This is a genomic window from Streptomyces sp. yr375 (assembly GCF_900110755.1).
Classification (GTDB): domain Bacteria; phylum Actinomycetota; class Actinomycetes; order Streptomycetales; family Streptomycetaceae; genus Streptomyces.
Genome location: NZ_FOFF01000014.1, coordinates 58,828 through 73,037, shown reverse-complemented (window position 1 = coordinate 73,037; position 14,210 = coordinate 58,828). Strand labels below are relative to the sequence as shown.

18 protein-coding genes and 1 tRNA gene are annotated in these 14,210 nt (G+C 69.0%); 3 read left to right on the top strand and 16 right to left on the bottom strand.

What is annotated here, in order from left to right; translation table 11 throughout:
• Positions 1-9: 9 nt before the first annotated feature.
• Complete coding sequence (gene nrtL / locus BMZ82_RS16740; protein ID WP_093776455.1) at positions 10-1,053, bottom strand: ArgS-related anticodon-binding protein NrtL; 1,044 nt, start codon at positions 1,051-1,053, stop codon at positions 10-12.
• Positions 1,054-1,221: 168 nt separating this feature from the next.
• A complete protein-coding gene (locus tag BMZ82_RS16735) occupies positions 1,222-1,701 on the bottom strand; it encodes a response regulator (protein WP_093776615.1) in 480 nt (159 codons plus the stop codon).
• A gap of 110 nt (positions 1,702-1,811) precedes the next feature.
• On the opposite strand from BMZ82_RS16735, the gene BMZ82_RS16730 reads away from it, so the two are divergent.
• Positions 1,812-1,883: transfer RNA gene (locus BMZ82_RS16730), tRNA-Arg, on the top strand.
• Positions 1,884-2,115: 232 nt separating this feature from the next.
• Here the strand turns inward: BMZ82_RS16730 and BMZ82_RS16725 are convergent.
• The 10 genes from BMZ82_RS16725 to BMZ82_RS16680 form a co-directional block, all read right to left on the bottom strand.
• Positions 2,116-3,522 carry a tyrosine-type recombinase/integrase gene (locus tag BMZ82_RS16725; protein ID WP_093776453.1) on the bottom strand — a complete coding sequence of 469 codons (1,407 nt, stop codon included), beginning with the start codon at positions 3,520-3,522 and terminating at the stop codon, positions 2,116-2,118.
• On the bottom strand, positions 3,519-3,689 hold the full coding sequence (locus BMZ82_RS16720; protein WP_093776451.1) for a helix-turn-helix transcriptional regulator: 171 nt from the start codon (positions 3,687-3,689) through the stop codon (positions 3,519-3,521). The genes BMZ82_RS16725 and BMZ82_RS16720 overlap by 4 nt, the downstream gene beginning before the upstream one ends.
• Positions 3,689-5,056 carry a replication initiator gene (locus BMZ82_RS16715; RefSeq protein WP_093776449.1) on the bottom strand — a complete coding sequence of 456 codons (1,368 nt, stop codon included), beginning with the start codon at positions 5,054-5,056 and terminating at the stop codon, positions 3,689-3,691. The genes BMZ82_RS16720 and BMZ82_RS16715 overlap by 1 nt, the downstream gene beginning before the upstream one ends.
• 108 nt (positions 5,057-5,164) lie before the next feature.
• Positions 5,165-5,464, bottom strand: coding sequence for a SpdD protein (locus tag BMZ82_RS16710; RefSeq protein WP_093776447.1), 300 nt, complete (start codon positions 5,462-5,464; stop codon positions 5,165-5,167).
• 20 nt (positions 5,465-5,484) lie between these two features.
• Entirely contained in the window at positions 5,485-5,640 is a 156-nt protein-coding gene (locus BMZ82_RS40720; RefSeq protein ID WP_093776445.1) for a hypothetical protein, read from the bottom strand.
• Between the two features lie 15 nt (positions 5,641-5,655).
• A complete protein-coding gene (locus BMZ82_RS16700; RefSeq protein WP_093776443.1) occupies positions 5,656-5,838 on the bottom strand; it encodes a mobile element transfer protein in 183 nt (60 codons plus the stop codon).
• Positions 5,835-6,020, bottom strand: coding sequence for a hypothetical protein (locus tag BMZ82_RS16695; protein WP_093776441.1), 186 nt, complete (start codon positions 6,018-6,020; stop codon positions 5,835-5,837). Before BMZ82_RS16695 ends, BMZ82_RS16700 begins: the two co-directional genes overlap by 4 nt.
• A 15-nt stretch (positions 6,021-6,035) precedes the next feature.
• Positions 6,036-6,710, bottom strand: coding sequence for a DUF2637 domain-containing protein (locus tag BMZ82_RS16690; protein ID WP_093776439.1), 675 nt, complete (start codon positions 6,708-6,710; stop codon positions 6,036-6,038).
• An 87-nt stretch (positions 6,711-6,797) separates the two neighbouring features.
• Complete coding sequence (locus tag BMZ82_RS16685) at positions 6,798-8,165, bottom strand: FtsK/SpoIIIE domain-containing protein (protein WP_093776437.1); 1,368 nt, start codon at positions 8,163-8,165, stop codon at positions 6,798-6,800.
• 5 nt (positions 8,166-8,170) lie between these two features.
• Positions 8,171-8,518, bottom strand: a complete 348-nt coding sequence (locus tag BMZ82_RS16680) for an SCO3933 family regulatory protein (RefSeq protein WP_093776435.1) — start codon at positions 8,516-8,518, stop codon at positions 8,171-8,173.
• Positions 8,519-8,753: 235 nt separating this feature from the next.
• Between BMZ82_RS16680 and BMZ82_RS16675 the strand changes: the two genes are divergently transcribed.
• The gene (locus tag BMZ82_RS16675; RefSeq protein ID WP_093776433.1) at positions 8,754-10,058 is read left to right on the top strand and encodes a HEAT repeat domain-containing protein; all 1,305 of its coding nucleotides are present in this window, start codon (positions 8,754-8,756) and stop codon (positions 10,056-10,058) included.
• Between the two features lie 29 nt (positions 10,059-10,087).
• On the opposite strand, the gene BMZ82_RS16670 is transcribed toward BMZ82_RS16675, so the two are convergent.
• From BMZ82_RS16670 to BMZ82_RS16655, 4 genes are all read right to left on the bottom strand, one after another.
• Positions 10,088-10,912, bottom strand: a complete 825-nt coding sequence (locus BMZ82_RS16670) for an integrase (RefSeq protein WP_093776431.1) — start codon at positions 10,910-10,912, stop codon at positions 10,088-10,090.
• Positions 10,909-11,760 carry a sigma factor-like helix-turn-helix DNA-binding protein gene (locus tag BMZ82_RS16665; RefSeq protein ID WP_093776429.1) on the bottom strand — a complete coding sequence of 284 codons (852 nt, stop codon included), beginning with the start codon at positions 11,758-11,760 and terminating at the stop codon, positions 10,909-10,911. The genes BMZ82_RS16670 and BMZ82_RS16665 overlap by 4 nt, the downstream gene beginning before the upstream one ends.
• A gap of 172 nt (positions 11,761-11,932) precedes the next feature.
• Entirely contained in the window at positions 11,933-12,337 is a 405-nt protein-coding gene (locus tag BMZ82_RS16660) for an ATP-binding protein (RefSeq protein WP_093776427.1), read from the bottom strand.
• Between the two features lie 96 nt (positions 12,338-12,433).
• Positions 12,434-13,285, bottom strand: coding sequence for a helix-turn-helix domain-containing protein (locus BMZ82_RS16655; protein ID WP_093776425.1), 852 nt, complete (start codon positions 13,283-13,285; stop codon positions 12,434-12,436).
• Positions 13,286-13,584: 299 nt separating this feature from the next.
• Here BMZ82_RS16655 and BMZ82_RS41830 point away from each other — a divergent pair, with 299 nt between their 5' ends.
• Positions 13,585-13,893, top strand: a complete 309-nt coding sequence (locus BMZ82_RS41830) for a DUF5959 family protein (protein WP_256251945.1) — start codon at positions 13,585-13,587, stop codon at positions 13,891-13,893.
• Positions 13,894-14,210 lie beyond the last annotated feature (317 nt).

The window sequence follows — 14,210 nt, the reverse complement described above, 5'->3', positions numbered from 1 at the left end:
CTTGCTCTCTCAGAGGTGGTCGGGTGCGTCGATACCGAGCAGGGACAGGCCACCGGCCAGCACCACCCCGGCGGCTTCGGCAAGCGCGAGCCGGGCACGGTGGGCGGCCAAGGGTTTCTCCTCCCCGAGGGGAAGAACGGCGGGAAGAAGGAGAAGGGTGGCATCGGCCAGGGCAAGAAGGTGACGGGTGAGACGGGAGGGGGCGGCGGGGTCGGGCCCGAGCGCCCCGTTCGCCGACAGGGACGAGGGGGCGACGGCTACGACCGCCGTGGCAAGAACACGTGGATGGTCCGCAAGCAGGGCGACGAGCTCCCCGACATCCGGCGACACGACGGACCCGACCTCGCCGCCGAACCCGAGATCGGCGGCATTACGACACACGGCCCGGGTGCGGGCATGGGCGTAACGAACCCGAAAGAGCGGATTCCCCTCCCGCTGCACCAGATGATCAGCGGTAACGCGCGGCCGATCATGCGGCGAGGGATGCAACAGGGCCCAGCGCGCGGCGTCGAGCCCGAGGGGGGCGGGATCCTCGGGAGGGGGGACGGGGCGGAGGGTGAGGGGGTGGGGGGCGCCCTGGCTGACGTCGTCGTGGCTGATGTCGACGCGGGCGCCCTGCGTCGCGATGATCCGCGCGAGCGCGTCGGCGAGAACCTCGGCCCGCACCTCGTACGGCACACACACCGCGAAGACCTGCCCGGCGAGGCGGTCGGTATGCCCGTACCGCAGGCCGTCGCGCAGGATCCGCCGGACGAGTGCGGAGGCGGCGGAACCGTCAAGACTGATGTTGAGGAAGCCGGGCCCGGTGATCTCGACGCCGGAGACACCTTCGGCGCCGGCCAGGTAGGGCCGCAGCACCTCGGCGACCCGAAGCGGGGGCTGCCCGGCCGGCCGGGCGAGCTGCAGGGCGATGCCGGTGGCGTAGTCCCCCCGCCCGCCGGGCCCCGGCGGCGCGACCACCGCCCGCGCAGGAACGGCCACGCTGAGCTCCCCGTCGTCCACAGCACGACGCACCGCGCGCAGCACGGTACGGGAGAGCTCGACGGGGGTCACGGGACAAGCGTAGGGGAGGAGGGGGGCGGGTAGGCGAGCCGGTTTGGCGCAGAGCCCGGGATTCCGGGATATGGACGCCGATATGGACGCCGATGCAGAGCACGGACAGGCGGGCCGCCGGACGACCGACACAGACAGCCGAAGCCCCTCCCCCTCCCCTACGGGTTCCTACGGGCAGGGCCGGGTAGGAAGAACACGATGGGGCCGCACCCCGCCCTCACCACGCCTCCCCTCCATCAACTCCCGTACGACCGAGACGAGTTCGGCGGGATCGAAGGGCTTGGTGAGAAAGGCGTCGACGCCGACTTCGAGGCCGGCTTCGACCTCGTACGGCGTACAGGCGCTGATGATGGCAAGGGGAAGATCATGCGTCAGCGGATCGGCACGCAACCGAGCGGCGGTGCGCAGCCCGTCCAGCCGGGGCATGACGACATCGAGGGTGACGAGATCGGGCCGTACCTGATGAACGACATCCAGACACTCGACACCATCGGACGCGGTCACGACCTCGAGGCCCTCCAGCTCGAGATTGACCCTGATCAGTTGCCGGATGACCTTGTTGTCGTCCACAACAAGCACCCGACCCGACGCGCCTGACACAACTCGAGAGTAGGTCGGCACCGGCCACCGCGTCCGGGTTTTCCCCACTTCCACCCCGTGCGGGCGACCTCCACCCCCCACGGAAACCGTTCATGAACACCCCGAACGAGCTGGTAGTGTTCTACCCGTCGCCGCGAGCAACACCTCACGACCGACACGCCCCCGTAGCTCAGGGGATAGAGCAACGGCCTCCGGAGCCGTGTGCGCAGGTTCGAATCCTGCCGGGGGCACCCTTCATACGGTGCCCAAAGACCCCGTCACCAGCGGAAACGCTGAGGCCGGGGTCTTCGCGTATGTGCAGCCATGTGCCGCTCGGAGCGGCTGTATGTCGGAGCCCGCGGCCTATTCGCGGCCAGGCCGCAGAGCAGAAAATCGCAGGTAGACCCCGGGAAACGACGATGCCCCCGGACCGAAGTCCAGGGGCCATCATGCCGCGGGTGGGCGGTCGCAGGTGCGGCGGGATCAGGTCGCTTCCGGTTGTCCGTCCTCCCCGCCGCCGTCCTCGCCGAGGAGTTCGGCGATCCGGCGATTGGCGACGTCCTGTCGCCCGTCGAGGCACTTCGCGTACCGACTCAGCAGCACCTCGACGCTGTTGCCCGCCCGCTCCGCAACCTCGGTCGGATCCACCCCGGCATTCAGCCAGGACGACAGCGCAGCGTGCCGCAGGTCGTAGGGGCGAGCGGCAAGCGGTGATGCCGCCTGTTCGGGCGTGAGCGCCAGGTGCCGCGCCTCATCCCAGACGCGCCAGTACGTGGTGGAGGCGACCACTCCCCCACGCTCGTTGGCGAACAGCCGGCCGTCCTTGGCCGTGCCGAACTCCTGGAGGTGCGCGAGGAGCATGCGCACCAGGCGGGGCGGAATCGGAACGATACGGGTCTCATTCGCCGCTCGGTTCTTCAAGCCTCGGTCGTCGTGCACGGCACCAGTGCCAGTCCAACGCTTCCCGACGGTCGGGCGGCTCTTCTCCAGGATCAACGAACCCCACCCGCTGTCCGGCAGCGTGCAGTCCTGACGGCGCAGCGCCACAGCCTCAGCCGGACGAAGACCTCCGAAGTACATGCAGGCGAACAGCGCGACAAGACGACGCCCGCGAGCCCGGCGGTAGCCGCCCACGTACGAGACCGCGGCCAGGAGCTCCCCGGCCTGCCGAGGGTTCACGACGACCCGACGGTCTACTTCCTTGGTCACCTTGGGGGGCTTCCACTTCACGAGCGCGACCGGGTTCTCGGGGAGCTCCCCCAGCTCGACCGCATAGGCGAGGGCGTTGAAGAGGACAGCCCGCTTACGCCGCACTGTCTCGGCGGCGGCCGTGGCCCCGGACAGCGTGAGCTTGAGCGAGTCGAGGATGCGTCGGATGTCCGCCGGGTTCTTGAGCGTCGCCAGCGGCAGCGACGCCTTGGCCACCCAGCGCAGGGCGTTCGCGATGTCGACGGGCGGCGGTTCCTCGTCCGCGCTCTGGACGACGAAGGCCCAGCCTCGCAACGCACGGCGGAGCACGTCATCAGCCGGCCGACCCGGCCTGTCGTCGAGCAACTGTGTCGTGACGAGCGTCATCGTCTCGTTGGCGCTGTCTCGGGAGTTCGGCGCGGCGTGCGGCCACTTCATGGCGATGTACGCCCGCGCGAAGTCGTACCAGGTGAGGGACGGTTTGGCGGTTGCCATCGAGTCCGGCAGACCGGTCTCCGAGTCGAATGCCTCCCCGTTCTGAACGGCCCTGAGTAGCTGCGCCCGGAAGTTGTCGGCGAGTGCCTTGGTTCGGAAGGTCTCGGAGAACGGCAGCGTGCTGGCGACCCTCCAGCGCACCTCATACGAAGCCTTCTTTGTCGGCCTCTTGCGGATGCTCCAGATCCGCACGTCGTAGGACTTCACGCGGCCTCCCCGAGTCCGTGGAGCCACGAGGTGAAGTCACTTCGCCAGAAGCGGAGTTCACCGTTCGGAAGCTTGATCGCTTCCGGGGCCTGGCCCAGTTCCCGCCAGCGGTAGAAGGTGCGGCGGGAGACTCCGCCCAGCTCGGTGAGGATCTGCGGGACGGTCATCAGTTCGTCTCGTCGGCGGTCCACGACGAGTCTCCTTCCGTGTCCGGGGTGTCGGGTCGCCGCGAGGAGGCGAGCCAGGATTCGGCGGCGGTCAGCCCGGTACCGGCGAAGCGCCAGTGCGAGAGGACAAGGACGGTGTCCGGGTCCGGGAGGGGGTGGCCAGCCAGGGCCGCGCGTTCGCGGGTGAGCGCTTCGTTGTGGTCGGCGCGCTCCTGGCGGAGGGCCCCGAGGGTGACCGAGTACGCGCGGGACTTGGTCGAGAAGTGGCCGCGGAAGCCGAGCATGTGGGCCCACTTGCGCAGGCGCAGGTCTTCGAGTTCGGAGCGTGCGCCGAGGTGCCAGCAGGTCAGGATCATCTGACGGGCGTGGTCGGTGACGTCGGTGCCGATGAGGTCGATGACGGGGTTGCGGATCGGGCGGTCGAGAGTGCCCGTCGCGCTCTCCGCGCCTTTGGTGGCGTACTTGGCGATGTAGGCGGCGACAGCCCGACTGGTCAGGTTGGTGGGTCCGGTGAAGTCGGCCGAGGCGATGGGGCGGATGTCGAGCTGTTCGCCGAAGCGGAAGGTGTGGGCGCGGCCGTCGAGGGTCGGGCCGGGCGCCTCGGCGAGCCGGGCTGCAGAGCGGATCGAGTCGCTGAGGAGTTCTGTCGTGGCCCAGACCGGCGGGGTGTCCTCGGCACCGTCCGGGCCATCGAGCCGGATCACAGCGTGAAAGTGGACGGCCCCGCGCCGCTGATACTCGGCGACCTTGGCATACGACACCTTGAGGCAGTCGCGCAGCGCCGATCGGCCGATACCCGCGCGGGAGGCGAGCTGTTGGCGCAGGTAGGTGGTGAACCGGGCCCAGAGGGCACCAGCGTGCGCGTTCCAGAGGACGGCCGCACGGTAGTCGTAACGCTCCGGGTTCAAGGGCGTGCCGAGAGCGGGGTCGTCGTCCGGGTGGCTGCGTCCGCAGCGGCAGCGACCGCCGCCCGGTCGGTTGTGGACGGGCCCGAAGGACGGAGCAGTGAAGGTCGCGAAGACGCGGGGGTGTCCGGCGACGGCCGGGCCAATTCCCTTGCCGCCGCTCAGGCCGGCCGTGACGAGGTGGAAGGTGTCCTTGCGGTAGACCTCCGCACAGGCGGCGCACCGGGTTGCCCGGCGGTTGTTGCAGCGGATGAGGAGTTGTCCGGCCGGAAGGTCGCGGTCGACGACCTCACGGACGATCTCACCGGTTGCGGCGTGGACGTCGAGGCGGTGGCCCTCCATCCGTACGGGCCGCTCGCAGCCGCCGAGACGCTGGATCTGGTGTGCGTAGGTGCTCAGGTCGCCGTACTGGGCGAGGGTTGCCAGTTGGCGGATGGCTCCGGCGGGAGCCTCGGGGCGCATGTGCGGGTTCCTCCTCGGAGGGGCGGGAGTTTGGGACGGAAGCCCCGACTTGCCTTGTCAAGGGGGATAGACAGTGCGGGCAAGCCGGGGCGAGCGGAGCGGGAGAGGTCAGCGGCTCTTGAGGATGGAGCGGATGACGACCGCGCAGACGGCCACAGAGGCGGCGGTGATCGCGACCGCGAGCAGCATGGAGACCAGGACCGCGCCGACGACCAAGACGGCGGCGCTACCACCGGCGACCAGGGCGAGCACGCTTCCGGGGGTGATCTGGACGGCCGGCCGGTTGGGGACTGGGGCGAACGGAACCGGTGCGGGAGCCGGGACGTAGTGCGCCGGGTTGTAGGCGGTCGGGGTCGTGGTGGTGTGGATCGGGGCGGTGTCCTGGGGCGGGTACTTCGGGGTGAACACGAGGGGGGTCCCTTCTGCGGTCAGTCGAGGAGCGTGGCGACGGCGGGGGCGAGGACGCTGTGGGCGATGAGGTAGCCGCCCAGGAGGAGCAGGGCGACCAACCACCAAGGAGGACGGGCGAGTTGAATGCCGAGGAAGCCGACGACGAGCACGGCGAACCAGAGCGGGACATCCATGGCGTTGATCTCCTTTCAGGCCCTGCAGCGGTGCGTGCGGGCGGCGAGTTCGGCGGCGGCGCGGCTGTCGTACTCGGCGGAGAAGTCGCAGCGCGGAGCCGTGCAGGCGGCGAGGTGGCGGTTACGGCCACGGGCGATGAACGAGGCGACCTGGACGGGGCCGATGCGGCGGACGTTGCGGAACCTGGGGCTGGTCATTGCTGGGCGTCCTCTCCGGTGAAGTCGTCGGCGTGGTCGGTGAGCCACTGCCTGATCTCGGGGAATTCGTCCTCGGTGGCTTGTTGGAACGCGGCTTGCGCGACGGCGACGGCTTCGACGAGCCGATTGCGGCGGGTCAGTTCTGCGGCGTACTCCAGTGCGGAGCGGATGGCGGGGCGCATCAGGTGCGTCTCCTTTCAGAGGTGGGCTGCGACGGACGGCGTCATGGACGCGGGCAGGCCGAGCCGGGCCCGGACGGCGTCGGGGTCGGCGGGGCCGCCGGTGGCGGCGCGGTGTTCCTCGGCCAGGACCCGGACGCGGTCGACGAGGGCGGGCGGCAGGGAGACGGCGGGAGCAGTGGGCGCCGGGGCTGGGGCGGTGATCGGCTCGATAGTGGGTTCCGGTTCGATGGACGGTTCCGGGAGCGCGTCACGCTGCGGCTCCTCGATGGCGACCGGGGCGGTGGGCGTCTCCGTCTCCGAAGGTGCCTCTGGCGTGTGGGGCGAGTGCGCAAGGAGCGTTCCGCCGAAGAAGGCGACGGCGGGCCAGCCGGCCACCACCACGCGGAGCGACGCGGGAACGTCGTCCAGGTCGAGGAGCCCTGCGGTCGCGACGTTCGCGCCGAGGGATGCGGCCAGGGCGACGAGGAACCACAGCCGCGGTCCCCCAGCGGGCTGTCCGGCGCGCTGCGCTTCCCGCATCCGACGCCAGGCGGCGACCAACAGCAGGTCGACGCTGACGGGATAGGCCCACGCCTTCCAGCCGCCCTGTCCAGCCGCCTCAGCAAGGTCGTGCAGGTGCGAGAAGGACAGGGCACCCGCGATGACGGCTTGGACGATCACGGCGTCCACACGGGCCAACTGGGCACGCATCGGCTCGACTTCCTTCCGGTTCGAGGCATGGGAGGGATAGGGACTTGGCGCGAGGCGGTTACGCCGACCGTGGGGAGGGAAGTGCGGCTACTCGGTCACCGGGCGCGCGGTGGGTGCAGCAGCGGCGGGAGAGGCAGACCCGGCGGACTCTTCGGCGACGAAGGGCCGGAAGGGGTCGAGGCGGGGCAGTTCCGGCACCAGAGCGGAGGTCGCGCGGCAGATCGCCGCCGCCTCGTCGAGGGTGAGGTGGGGTGAGCGGGCGCGGGACCAGCCGCCGGAGGAGTCGCCGACGATGGCGACGCCGGGCCGTTCGGCCGGGATGGAGGTGGCGGCGAGCGCCGCTTCAGGGGAGATGTCGGCGAGCGCCATGTTCGCCGACGATTCGTCGTTGACCCGGTGGCAGATGCGGCCGGTGAGCTGGGCGCGGAGCATGGTGGCGCCCTTGCCGAGTTCGGAGCCGAAGCGCTGTCCGCACACTTCGAGGTAGATGCCGGCCGCGCGGCCGAGCTGGGCGATGCGGATGAGCTTGGTGACCATGGCGTCGCGTCGCTTCTCGTCGTCCCGGCTTGCGGCGAGGAAGAGTTCCGCGACCTCGTCGACGACGACCACGACCGGCACCGGCCGCACCGCATCCGGCAGCCCCCACACGTCCGAGGTGAGCACGGCATCCGCACCCGCCCCGGACCGGAGACCAATGAGCCGGAACCGTGCCTCCATCTCTTCCAGCAGGACGTCGAGGAGCTCGTTGGCACAGTCGGAGGTGTCAGCGAGTGCCGACAACCGGGGTGCGAACGGCGCGAGTTCGACGCCCCACTTGCAGTCGATCCCGACGAGCACGACCCGCTGCCGGGCCAGGCCGCACAGCAGGTTCCGCAGGTACACGGACTTCCCGGACTGCGTTGCACCCAGGATGAGTTCATGCGGCACGGCACGGAAGTCCCGCACGTGCCACCGCCCGTCATCCCGCAGCGCCATGGGCAGGGAGAGCGGGCCACTCCTCTGCCACCGCCGGGCGGGCCGCACGTCAGCAAGCACGTCCCAACCGATCAGCCTCAGTTCGAGCCACCCCGGCTTGGTAGGACGGATGTGCACGGCGTGCGCGGCCCAGGCATGCCGCAGCCGGTCAGCCGACGCCATGAAGTCTTCAGGAGCCTGCCCGGTCGCCATGCGCAGCCGCATCACGAGACCGGACCCGGTCGGCAGCGGCAGCGACCGGCGAGGCGGTACGGGTGCCGCCTCCCTCCCGATCACCCGGGCCGTGGCCCGACGGACGGCCGAAGCCGGAACCGTCAGACCACAGGCGTCCATCGTGGCCCGGTACGTGGTGAGCACGCGCAGCGCCACGAACGGATAGCCCACGAGCCACCAGAACGCGACCGGCAGACGACGGCGCAGGACCAGCAGCGCGGCAAGGGCCAGCAGGCACAGCACCAGTCCCCAGAGGGTGTCAGTCATGGTGATCAGCCCTGCACCGGAGCGGGGGCGTTGACCATGACGGCGTCCGCCCGATAGGCGATGCCGTGACGCATCCGCCCACCGAACTCGCTCTCCCACGGCCGGGCGATGAGTCCGGACATGATGACCGGAGCACCCATCACCAGGCCCTCACCGATGCCCTGCTCAGGGATGGTCACCTTGATCATGTCCGAACCGCCCTGCGCGATGAACACCAGCTCCAGCACCATGAGCCGCTGGTTGGTCACCGGGTCCACGGCGACCTCACCGGTCTGACGGTCCTTCACCTTGATCTCAGGCAGCTTGGTGACGAGCAGCGTTGCGGTAGAGACGTCTACGGGGATGACACGCATTTCTTGAACCTCACTTGTCGGCGACGCGTTCAGTCCGCGCCGCTTCGGTTTGAATACCCCCCTAGACAGCACGGGAGGCGGCCCGCCCTGACTGTCTAGGGGGGTTGACGACCACGTTAGACCGACACCCCGTCAACTGTCTAGGGGGGTATGCAAGTCGGGTGGCTCTGGCGTTGTCAGACCTGTGCCGGATCATGACGCCCGAGGGCCGTTCGACCTTGCTGGAGGGAACGCGATGGACACCGACTTGATACGGGACCTCGGGGTGCCAGACCGACGTGAAGCGGCGGCGGACACGTTGGCCGCTCTCGGCACCGACGCGGTGGAGCACCTGGTGCGGGAGCTGACGGACGAGGAATCCCCCGTGGACTGGCGGCCGATCGCCGACGTGCTTGAGCGGATCGGCGACGCAGCCTTCGACGGCCTACTCCGAGGTCTCGCCTCCGCGTCCACTAAGAGCTCTCGCAAGCGCGTCGGCTTCGCGTTCTCCTGCCTTGGCTCGGCGGCCCTGGACCGCTACACCGCAGCCCTCTCCCATCCCGTGCCGGACGTGCGCAGGATGGCCATCCGCGGACTCCAGCACTGCGGCGACGCTGCCCGGCCCGCCGTCTCTGCTCTGCTGCCGTTGCTCGGGGACCCCGACGAGAGGGTTGCCCGACAGGCGCAGGACGCCCTGATTCTTCAAGGCGAGCACGTCATTCCCCTGCTCCAGCGCATCCGGGAAGAAGGACCGGGCCAGCAGCGGGCGCGGGCGTTGACCGTGCTGGCCGAGCTGGGCGGCGAACCGGCACTGTCCCGCGCCGACGTGGCCGCGATCGAACGACTCATCCGCGTCAAGCTCCCGGACGACCGGCCCGAAGGAATGTGGGCGTGCTGGAATCACTGGATGGCCGTCCCGAGCGGTGACCAGGCCGGAATCATGCAGACCCTCGGCCTGGCGGACCCGCGACCCGTGACCTTCGCTCTGGGCAATGACATCGTCGACGCCGACGGCCACGGCTTCGGCGAGGACGACCCCTACAACGGCTACGAACGGGTCTTCGTGACGCCCGAGCTCGACGGCTGGACCCTCATCCTCGGTGCATGGTGCGACCCGTGCGGCGAGGAACGGAGCGAGGACGTCCTGCGCCTGTGCACCGAACTCAGCGCCCGCTACGGCCAGGCACACGCGTACTACTACGGCGGCCAGGGCGACGGCTCCGCCTGGCTCATCGCCGAGCAAGGCACCGTAACCCGGCGGTACTGCGAAACAGGCGAGGGAGAGGATGAATTGCTCACCCTCGGCGAGCCCCTGCCGTACGAGCGGGCCCGCCGTGTGGAACTGGGCCTCACGCCCGACTGGGACGCCGCGCAAGAGAGCCAGGACGACGAAGACGAATGGCGGTGGGCCGCCCACGACATGGCCGCCGACCTCGCCCGCTCCTACGGCGTCAGCCCCCTGCACATCGGCCCCGACACACCGTCACGGGGAACCGGCGTCATCGCCCTGACTCCGCACGGCCTCGCCCATGGCGTACCAGCGGGGGCCTACCGCATCTGAGCAAGGGCGAGAGCAGGGGCAAACGCCGGTTACTTCGGCAGCACCCAGTGCAGGGCGGTGGCGTCATCCTGTGCCTTGCCCCGTGGCCAGCGCCGACCGTCGGGGTCGTCGGCCTCGGCATCCCGCACGCGGCGGATCAGCCCGTCGGGCCCGGACTCGCCGAGGACGTCCAACGCCTCTTGCCAGGTGACGAGTTCAAAGAGGTCGACGAGTCGCGTAGCGCCGTCACTGAGCAGCGTCACGGAGGTCAGCGACTCCAGCGGGACGCACCCGGTGAGGGCATGTTCGGCCGCTTGAGGATCGGGTCCGGCGATCCAGAAACCGCCCGGCCGGTTGCGGAGCCCCGTCAGGGCGTCGCGGTACTCGGCCAGGGCGGCAGCGTGCTCGGGGGAACCGGTAGGCAACGCGTCGACTGGCCCACGCAACTGCACGCTGACGTCGTCCAGGCGCAGATCCGTGACGGCGGTCGTCTTCCCGTCCTTGTCGGCGAGCAGGAGTGTCGAGTCGCCGAGTACGAGGTACTCCAGGACTCCCTCAGCGGCACGCACGGCGACGACCGTACTGGTCGGACTGGCCCGATAGGCCAGGTCGCAGGTGTCTTCGTGCAGCGACCGGACTCCGCGGATCGAGTCGGCCAGACAATCGGCGAGCGGCCGTGCAGGTAGCACCGTGATGGCGCTCAACAGCAGCCCGCCCAGCGTGAACGAGAACCACGCGACGCCGTGCATGCAACCGGTCTCCGCCCCGGCCACGCCGGCACCGTCCAGCAGGACAGCCGTGCCATGTGCGGCAGCGGCGAAGTCCTCGTTGCCGCCGCGCGGTTCGGAGGGCTGTGAACCGAGGGCGACGTTCACGCCTCCGTCTCCTCGTCGTGCAGGTAGAGGGGGGTGAGCAGTTCGACGGACTGCGGTTCGTCGGTCTCGGGGTCGTACTCGACGCCCACCAGCGTGGAAAAGCGGCGCTCGCCCACCTGCCCCCAGATCGTGTTGAGGTCGGAGGTGAGCATGTGGACCACACCGAGGGAGCCCTCGGTGTGGATTCCGGCGATGGCGAGCACTGAGCCGTTGCCGTCCGGCCGAGGCAGCCGGCCGAGGTACCCGACGTCGTACCAGCGAGACGGATCGGTGTCCCGGCCCGCTCGATACGAGTTGCCGGTACGCCGGTCCACCAGCGCCCAGGGTTCTCCTTCCGGATGCTCCCAGCTCAGTACCGGATCCTGGGCGTACAGGTCACTCATGGTCTCGGACATGCCCGGACCGCAGACGACGACCAGGCCGTCACGGTTGAGGTCGACCTCACCGCTCACCAGCACGTGACCGGAGCTGACATCGAGCCCGTACGACTTGGCCAGCTCTTCCAGCCGCTTCCCGGAGTTCACGTCAGCCATGGCGACGACCGGACGCTTCTTCTCGCCGTCCCACCGCAGCGGAGTCACGATCGTGACGGCGCCCGCACCAAGGAAGACCCCTTCGGGCGCCGGACCGGTGTGCCGGATCTGGTGAATCCGCCCCCGACTCAGGCCGGCCTTCTCGGCGATCTGCGCATACGACAGCCCTTGTGCATGGAGGTCCTGGACCACACGGCGACGGAGCCGGGCGAGTTCGGTCACCTCCTGCTGCGCGTCGGCCAACCGCGTCGTGACCTCACGCAGGAGCAGGTACGGATCATCGATCGCCATGATCCGCTGCAACTCGTCCGACATGACCACACCTCCTAGAAGTACCCAGGAGTCTAGGGCCCTAGACGGAATGGGCGGGAGTCGCCTTCCCGAATGAACACCGATCACATAGAAGCCGGCCCGCCGCCGAGGCACACCACGAGGACTCACCCTCCACTGCCCACGAGGCGGCCACGGATCACCACAGGACAGGAGGTCATGACGCGCCGTTCCGCGACAGCTCGGCCCAGACGCAACGCCCACCGGCGGGCCGGTCCTTCACGCCCCAGTCTTTGGCGCAGGCCGCGATCAGCATCAGCCCGCGGCCGCCCTCTTCCACCTGGCTGTTCACGCTGCGGAGCAGGGGCTCCTCGTCGCCGCCCTGGTCGGTCACCTCGATGCGGACCAGGTCGTCGCCGAAGTGGACGACTACGAGGAACCATCCGCGGTACCAGCCGCTTCGCGTATGCCGGACTGCATTGGCCGCCAGCTCGCCGACGACCAGGACCGCGTCGTCCACGAGGCCGGAGCCCTCGTCCTCAAGCAGGGCGCCGACGAAGTGTCGGGCCTCCGCAACCTGCCAGGCCAGGCCAGGGAAGATGCGGCACCACTTTTTGGGCATGGGAACTCTCCTCTTCGTCTAGGGGGCTAGACGGCATTGCGAGCAGAGTATTCCTACGCATGACTGATGAGCCAGGCATCTAGAGGAATTATTCCTCTAACGAGTGGTGAAGTCCTCCAACTCCCGGAACTCCTGCATCACCCGGAGCAGCAGCTCCCGCGCCTCGATCCCGAAGATCGCAGCCTCTTCGAACCGGGCGAAGGTCTCCTCGTACGCCGTGACCTCGGCGGAGTCGTCCAGGACCCGTTCACCTCGGAAGGTCTCGACGACGACCGCCCGCCGGTCGCACAAGGTGAACCCGTGACGAGGCATGACGGGTACGGCCCGACGCCAGGGGATGACCCCGAGGCGCACCGTGCTCAGACTCTCGACGGCAAGGAGCCGGTCGAACTGGGCGAGCATTAACGAGGGGTTCCCTGGCCAGGTCCGCAACACGGCTTCCGTCAGCACGAACACCGACTCCCGCCCAGGCTCGTACAGGAGGCTCTGCCGTTCCACACGGGCAGCCACCGCACGACCGATCCCCTCAGGGGTCAAGTTCGGCGCACTCTCGAAAACGTGACGGGCGTACTCCGCGCTCTGGAGCATGGCCGGCAGAACGACGCACTGGAACGAGCGCACCAGCCGTGCGGACCGCACCGCGTCATCGAGGGTCGCCCCGGCCGGCGCGTCGTCGCTGTTTGTCTCGTCGGTATCCGGCGCAGCCTCGACGGCGGCCAGGAGGTCACGCACCTCATGGGTGGTCGGCTCGTCGAGGTCGAGGGCAAGTGTCAAGCGCCGCAGGACGTCGAGGCTGGGAACCATCCGCCCGTTCTCGACCTTGGACACGGTCGGCTGCCCCACACCAGCCCGCTGCGCCAACACCGCACCCGTCAGGCCGGCCTCCGCGCGAAGTCCCCGAAGACGCACCCCAAGCGCCTTCATCCGCTGCTGTCGCTCACTCCCCATACCCAGGGTTCTACACCACGGAGCAGCAGGCGCCGGGCCCCCGAGTCATGGCAACGCTCCCCGCTTGTCTATGAACAACATGGTTGTGGCCAAAGGACAGGTTCAACACCATGAGGTACGACCGATGGTCAACGGGCAGAGCAGGGGACGCAGGGTGGATTTGATCAGCCTCACCGATGGTGAGAACAGCTTCCGGGTGCGCGTGCTGGGGCGTCACCTGCAGGGCGTGCTGCACCTTCACGACCAGCTCCGATGCAGAGGTTCTCATCACGAGCAGCTTCGTCAGCGGTCGACTCGACATGGCCCTGTTCCCCTCCGACCTGGAGGACTGGTCTCGTGCTCTGGATGTGCTCGCCGCAGGCCACGACGCCTGCTGGAAGGACAACGACCACAGTCCTGAGATCAGGATCCAGCCGTACAACGAGGAGCATGAGACCCCTACGGTCAGCGTTGAGGACCTGGGGAGTTCGTGTGTCTCGGTGTTCATTCCCATGCGTCTTGCAGAGGGATGGATCGACGAGCAGCGGGGGCTGCTTGAGCTTGTGAGGCAGGAGTGGCCGACCGAAGTACTGCAATCTTCACCAGGCGTCTATGAATGGCGGCACTGAACGAGCCGATCAGTGGCACACGGCCAAGCCGATCACGGGCGCCGTCAACCATCAGCTGGGACCGAAGTGTCAAGCATCTCCCGGGACCGGACAACACCAGCGACTCGAGCATGATTCAAACTTTCTCTACTGGTTCAAGGCGGCTCGCTCCGCTCGCCGCGCGCGGCCCGGCTCCCGGCCGGGCCTGCGCTCCTGTCTCCGCCCCGCTCCAGCCCGGCCGGAACCCGTGCCACGCTCTCAGCAATCAGCCGTCTACTGCCCGACGCGCCGGAAGCTTACGGGGCCATGATCACACCCGTAACTCCTCTCGGGCTGGC

Excerpts from the sequence above, each read along its gene's own strand:
- BMZ82_RS16720 (WP_093776451.1), bottom strand. The coding sequence starts at position 3,689 with ATGACCGTCCCGCAGATCCTCACCGAGCTGGGCGGAGTCTCCCGCCGC.
- BMZ82_RS16715 (WP_093776449.1), bottom strand. The coding sequence starts at position 5,056 with ATGCGCCCCGAGGCTCCCGCCGGAGCCATCCGCCAACTGGCAACCCTC.
- BMZ82_RS40720 (WP_093776445.1), bottom strand. The coding sequence starts at position 5,640 with ATGGATGTCCCGCTCTGGTTCGCCGTGCTCGTCGTCGGCTTCCTCGGC.
- BMZ82_RS16700 (WP_093776443.1), bottom strand. The coding sequence starts at position 5,838 with ATGACCAGCCCCAGGTTCCGCAACGTCCGCCGCATCGGCCCCGTCCAG.
- BMZ82_RS16695 (WP_093776441.1), bottom strand. The coding sequence starts at position 6,020 with ATGCGCCCCGCCATCCGCTCCGCACTGGAGTACGCCGCAGAACTGACC.
- BMZ82_RS16690 (WP_093776439.1), bottom strand. The coding sequence starts at position 6,710 with ATGCGTGCCCAGTTGGCCCGTGTGGACGCCGTGATCGTCCAAGCCGTC.
- BMZ82_RS16685 (WP_093776437.1), bottom strand. The coding sequence starts at position 8,165 with ATGACTGACACCCTCTGGGGACTGGTGCTGTGCCTGCTGGCCCTTGCC.
- BMZ82_RS16680 (WP_093776435.1), bottom strand. The coding sequence starts at position 8,518 with ATGCGTGTCATCCCCGTAGACGTCTCTACCGCAACGCTGCTCGTCACC.
- BMZ82_RS16675 (WP_093776433.1), top strand. The coding sequence starts at position 8,754 with ATGGACACCGACTTGATACGGGACCTCGGGGTGCCAGACCGACGTGAA.
- BMZ82_RS16665 (WP_093776429.1), bottom strand. The coding sequence starts at position 11,760 with ATGTCGGACGAGTTGCAGCGGATCATGGCGATCGATGATCCGTACCTG.
- BMZ82_RS16660 (WP_093776427.1), bottom strand. The coding sequence starts at position 12,337 with ATGCCCAAAAAGTGGTGCCGCATCTTCCCTGGCCTGGCCTGGCAGGTT.
- BMZ82_RS16655 (WP_093776425.1), bottom strand. The coding sequence starts at position 13,285 with ATGGGGAGTGAGCGACAGCAGCGGATGAAGGCGCTTGGGGTGCGTCTT.
- BMZ82_RS41830 (WP_256251945.1), top strand. The coding sequence starts at position 13,585 with ATGGCCCTGTTCCCCTCCGACCTGGAGGACTGGTCTCGTGCTCTGGAT.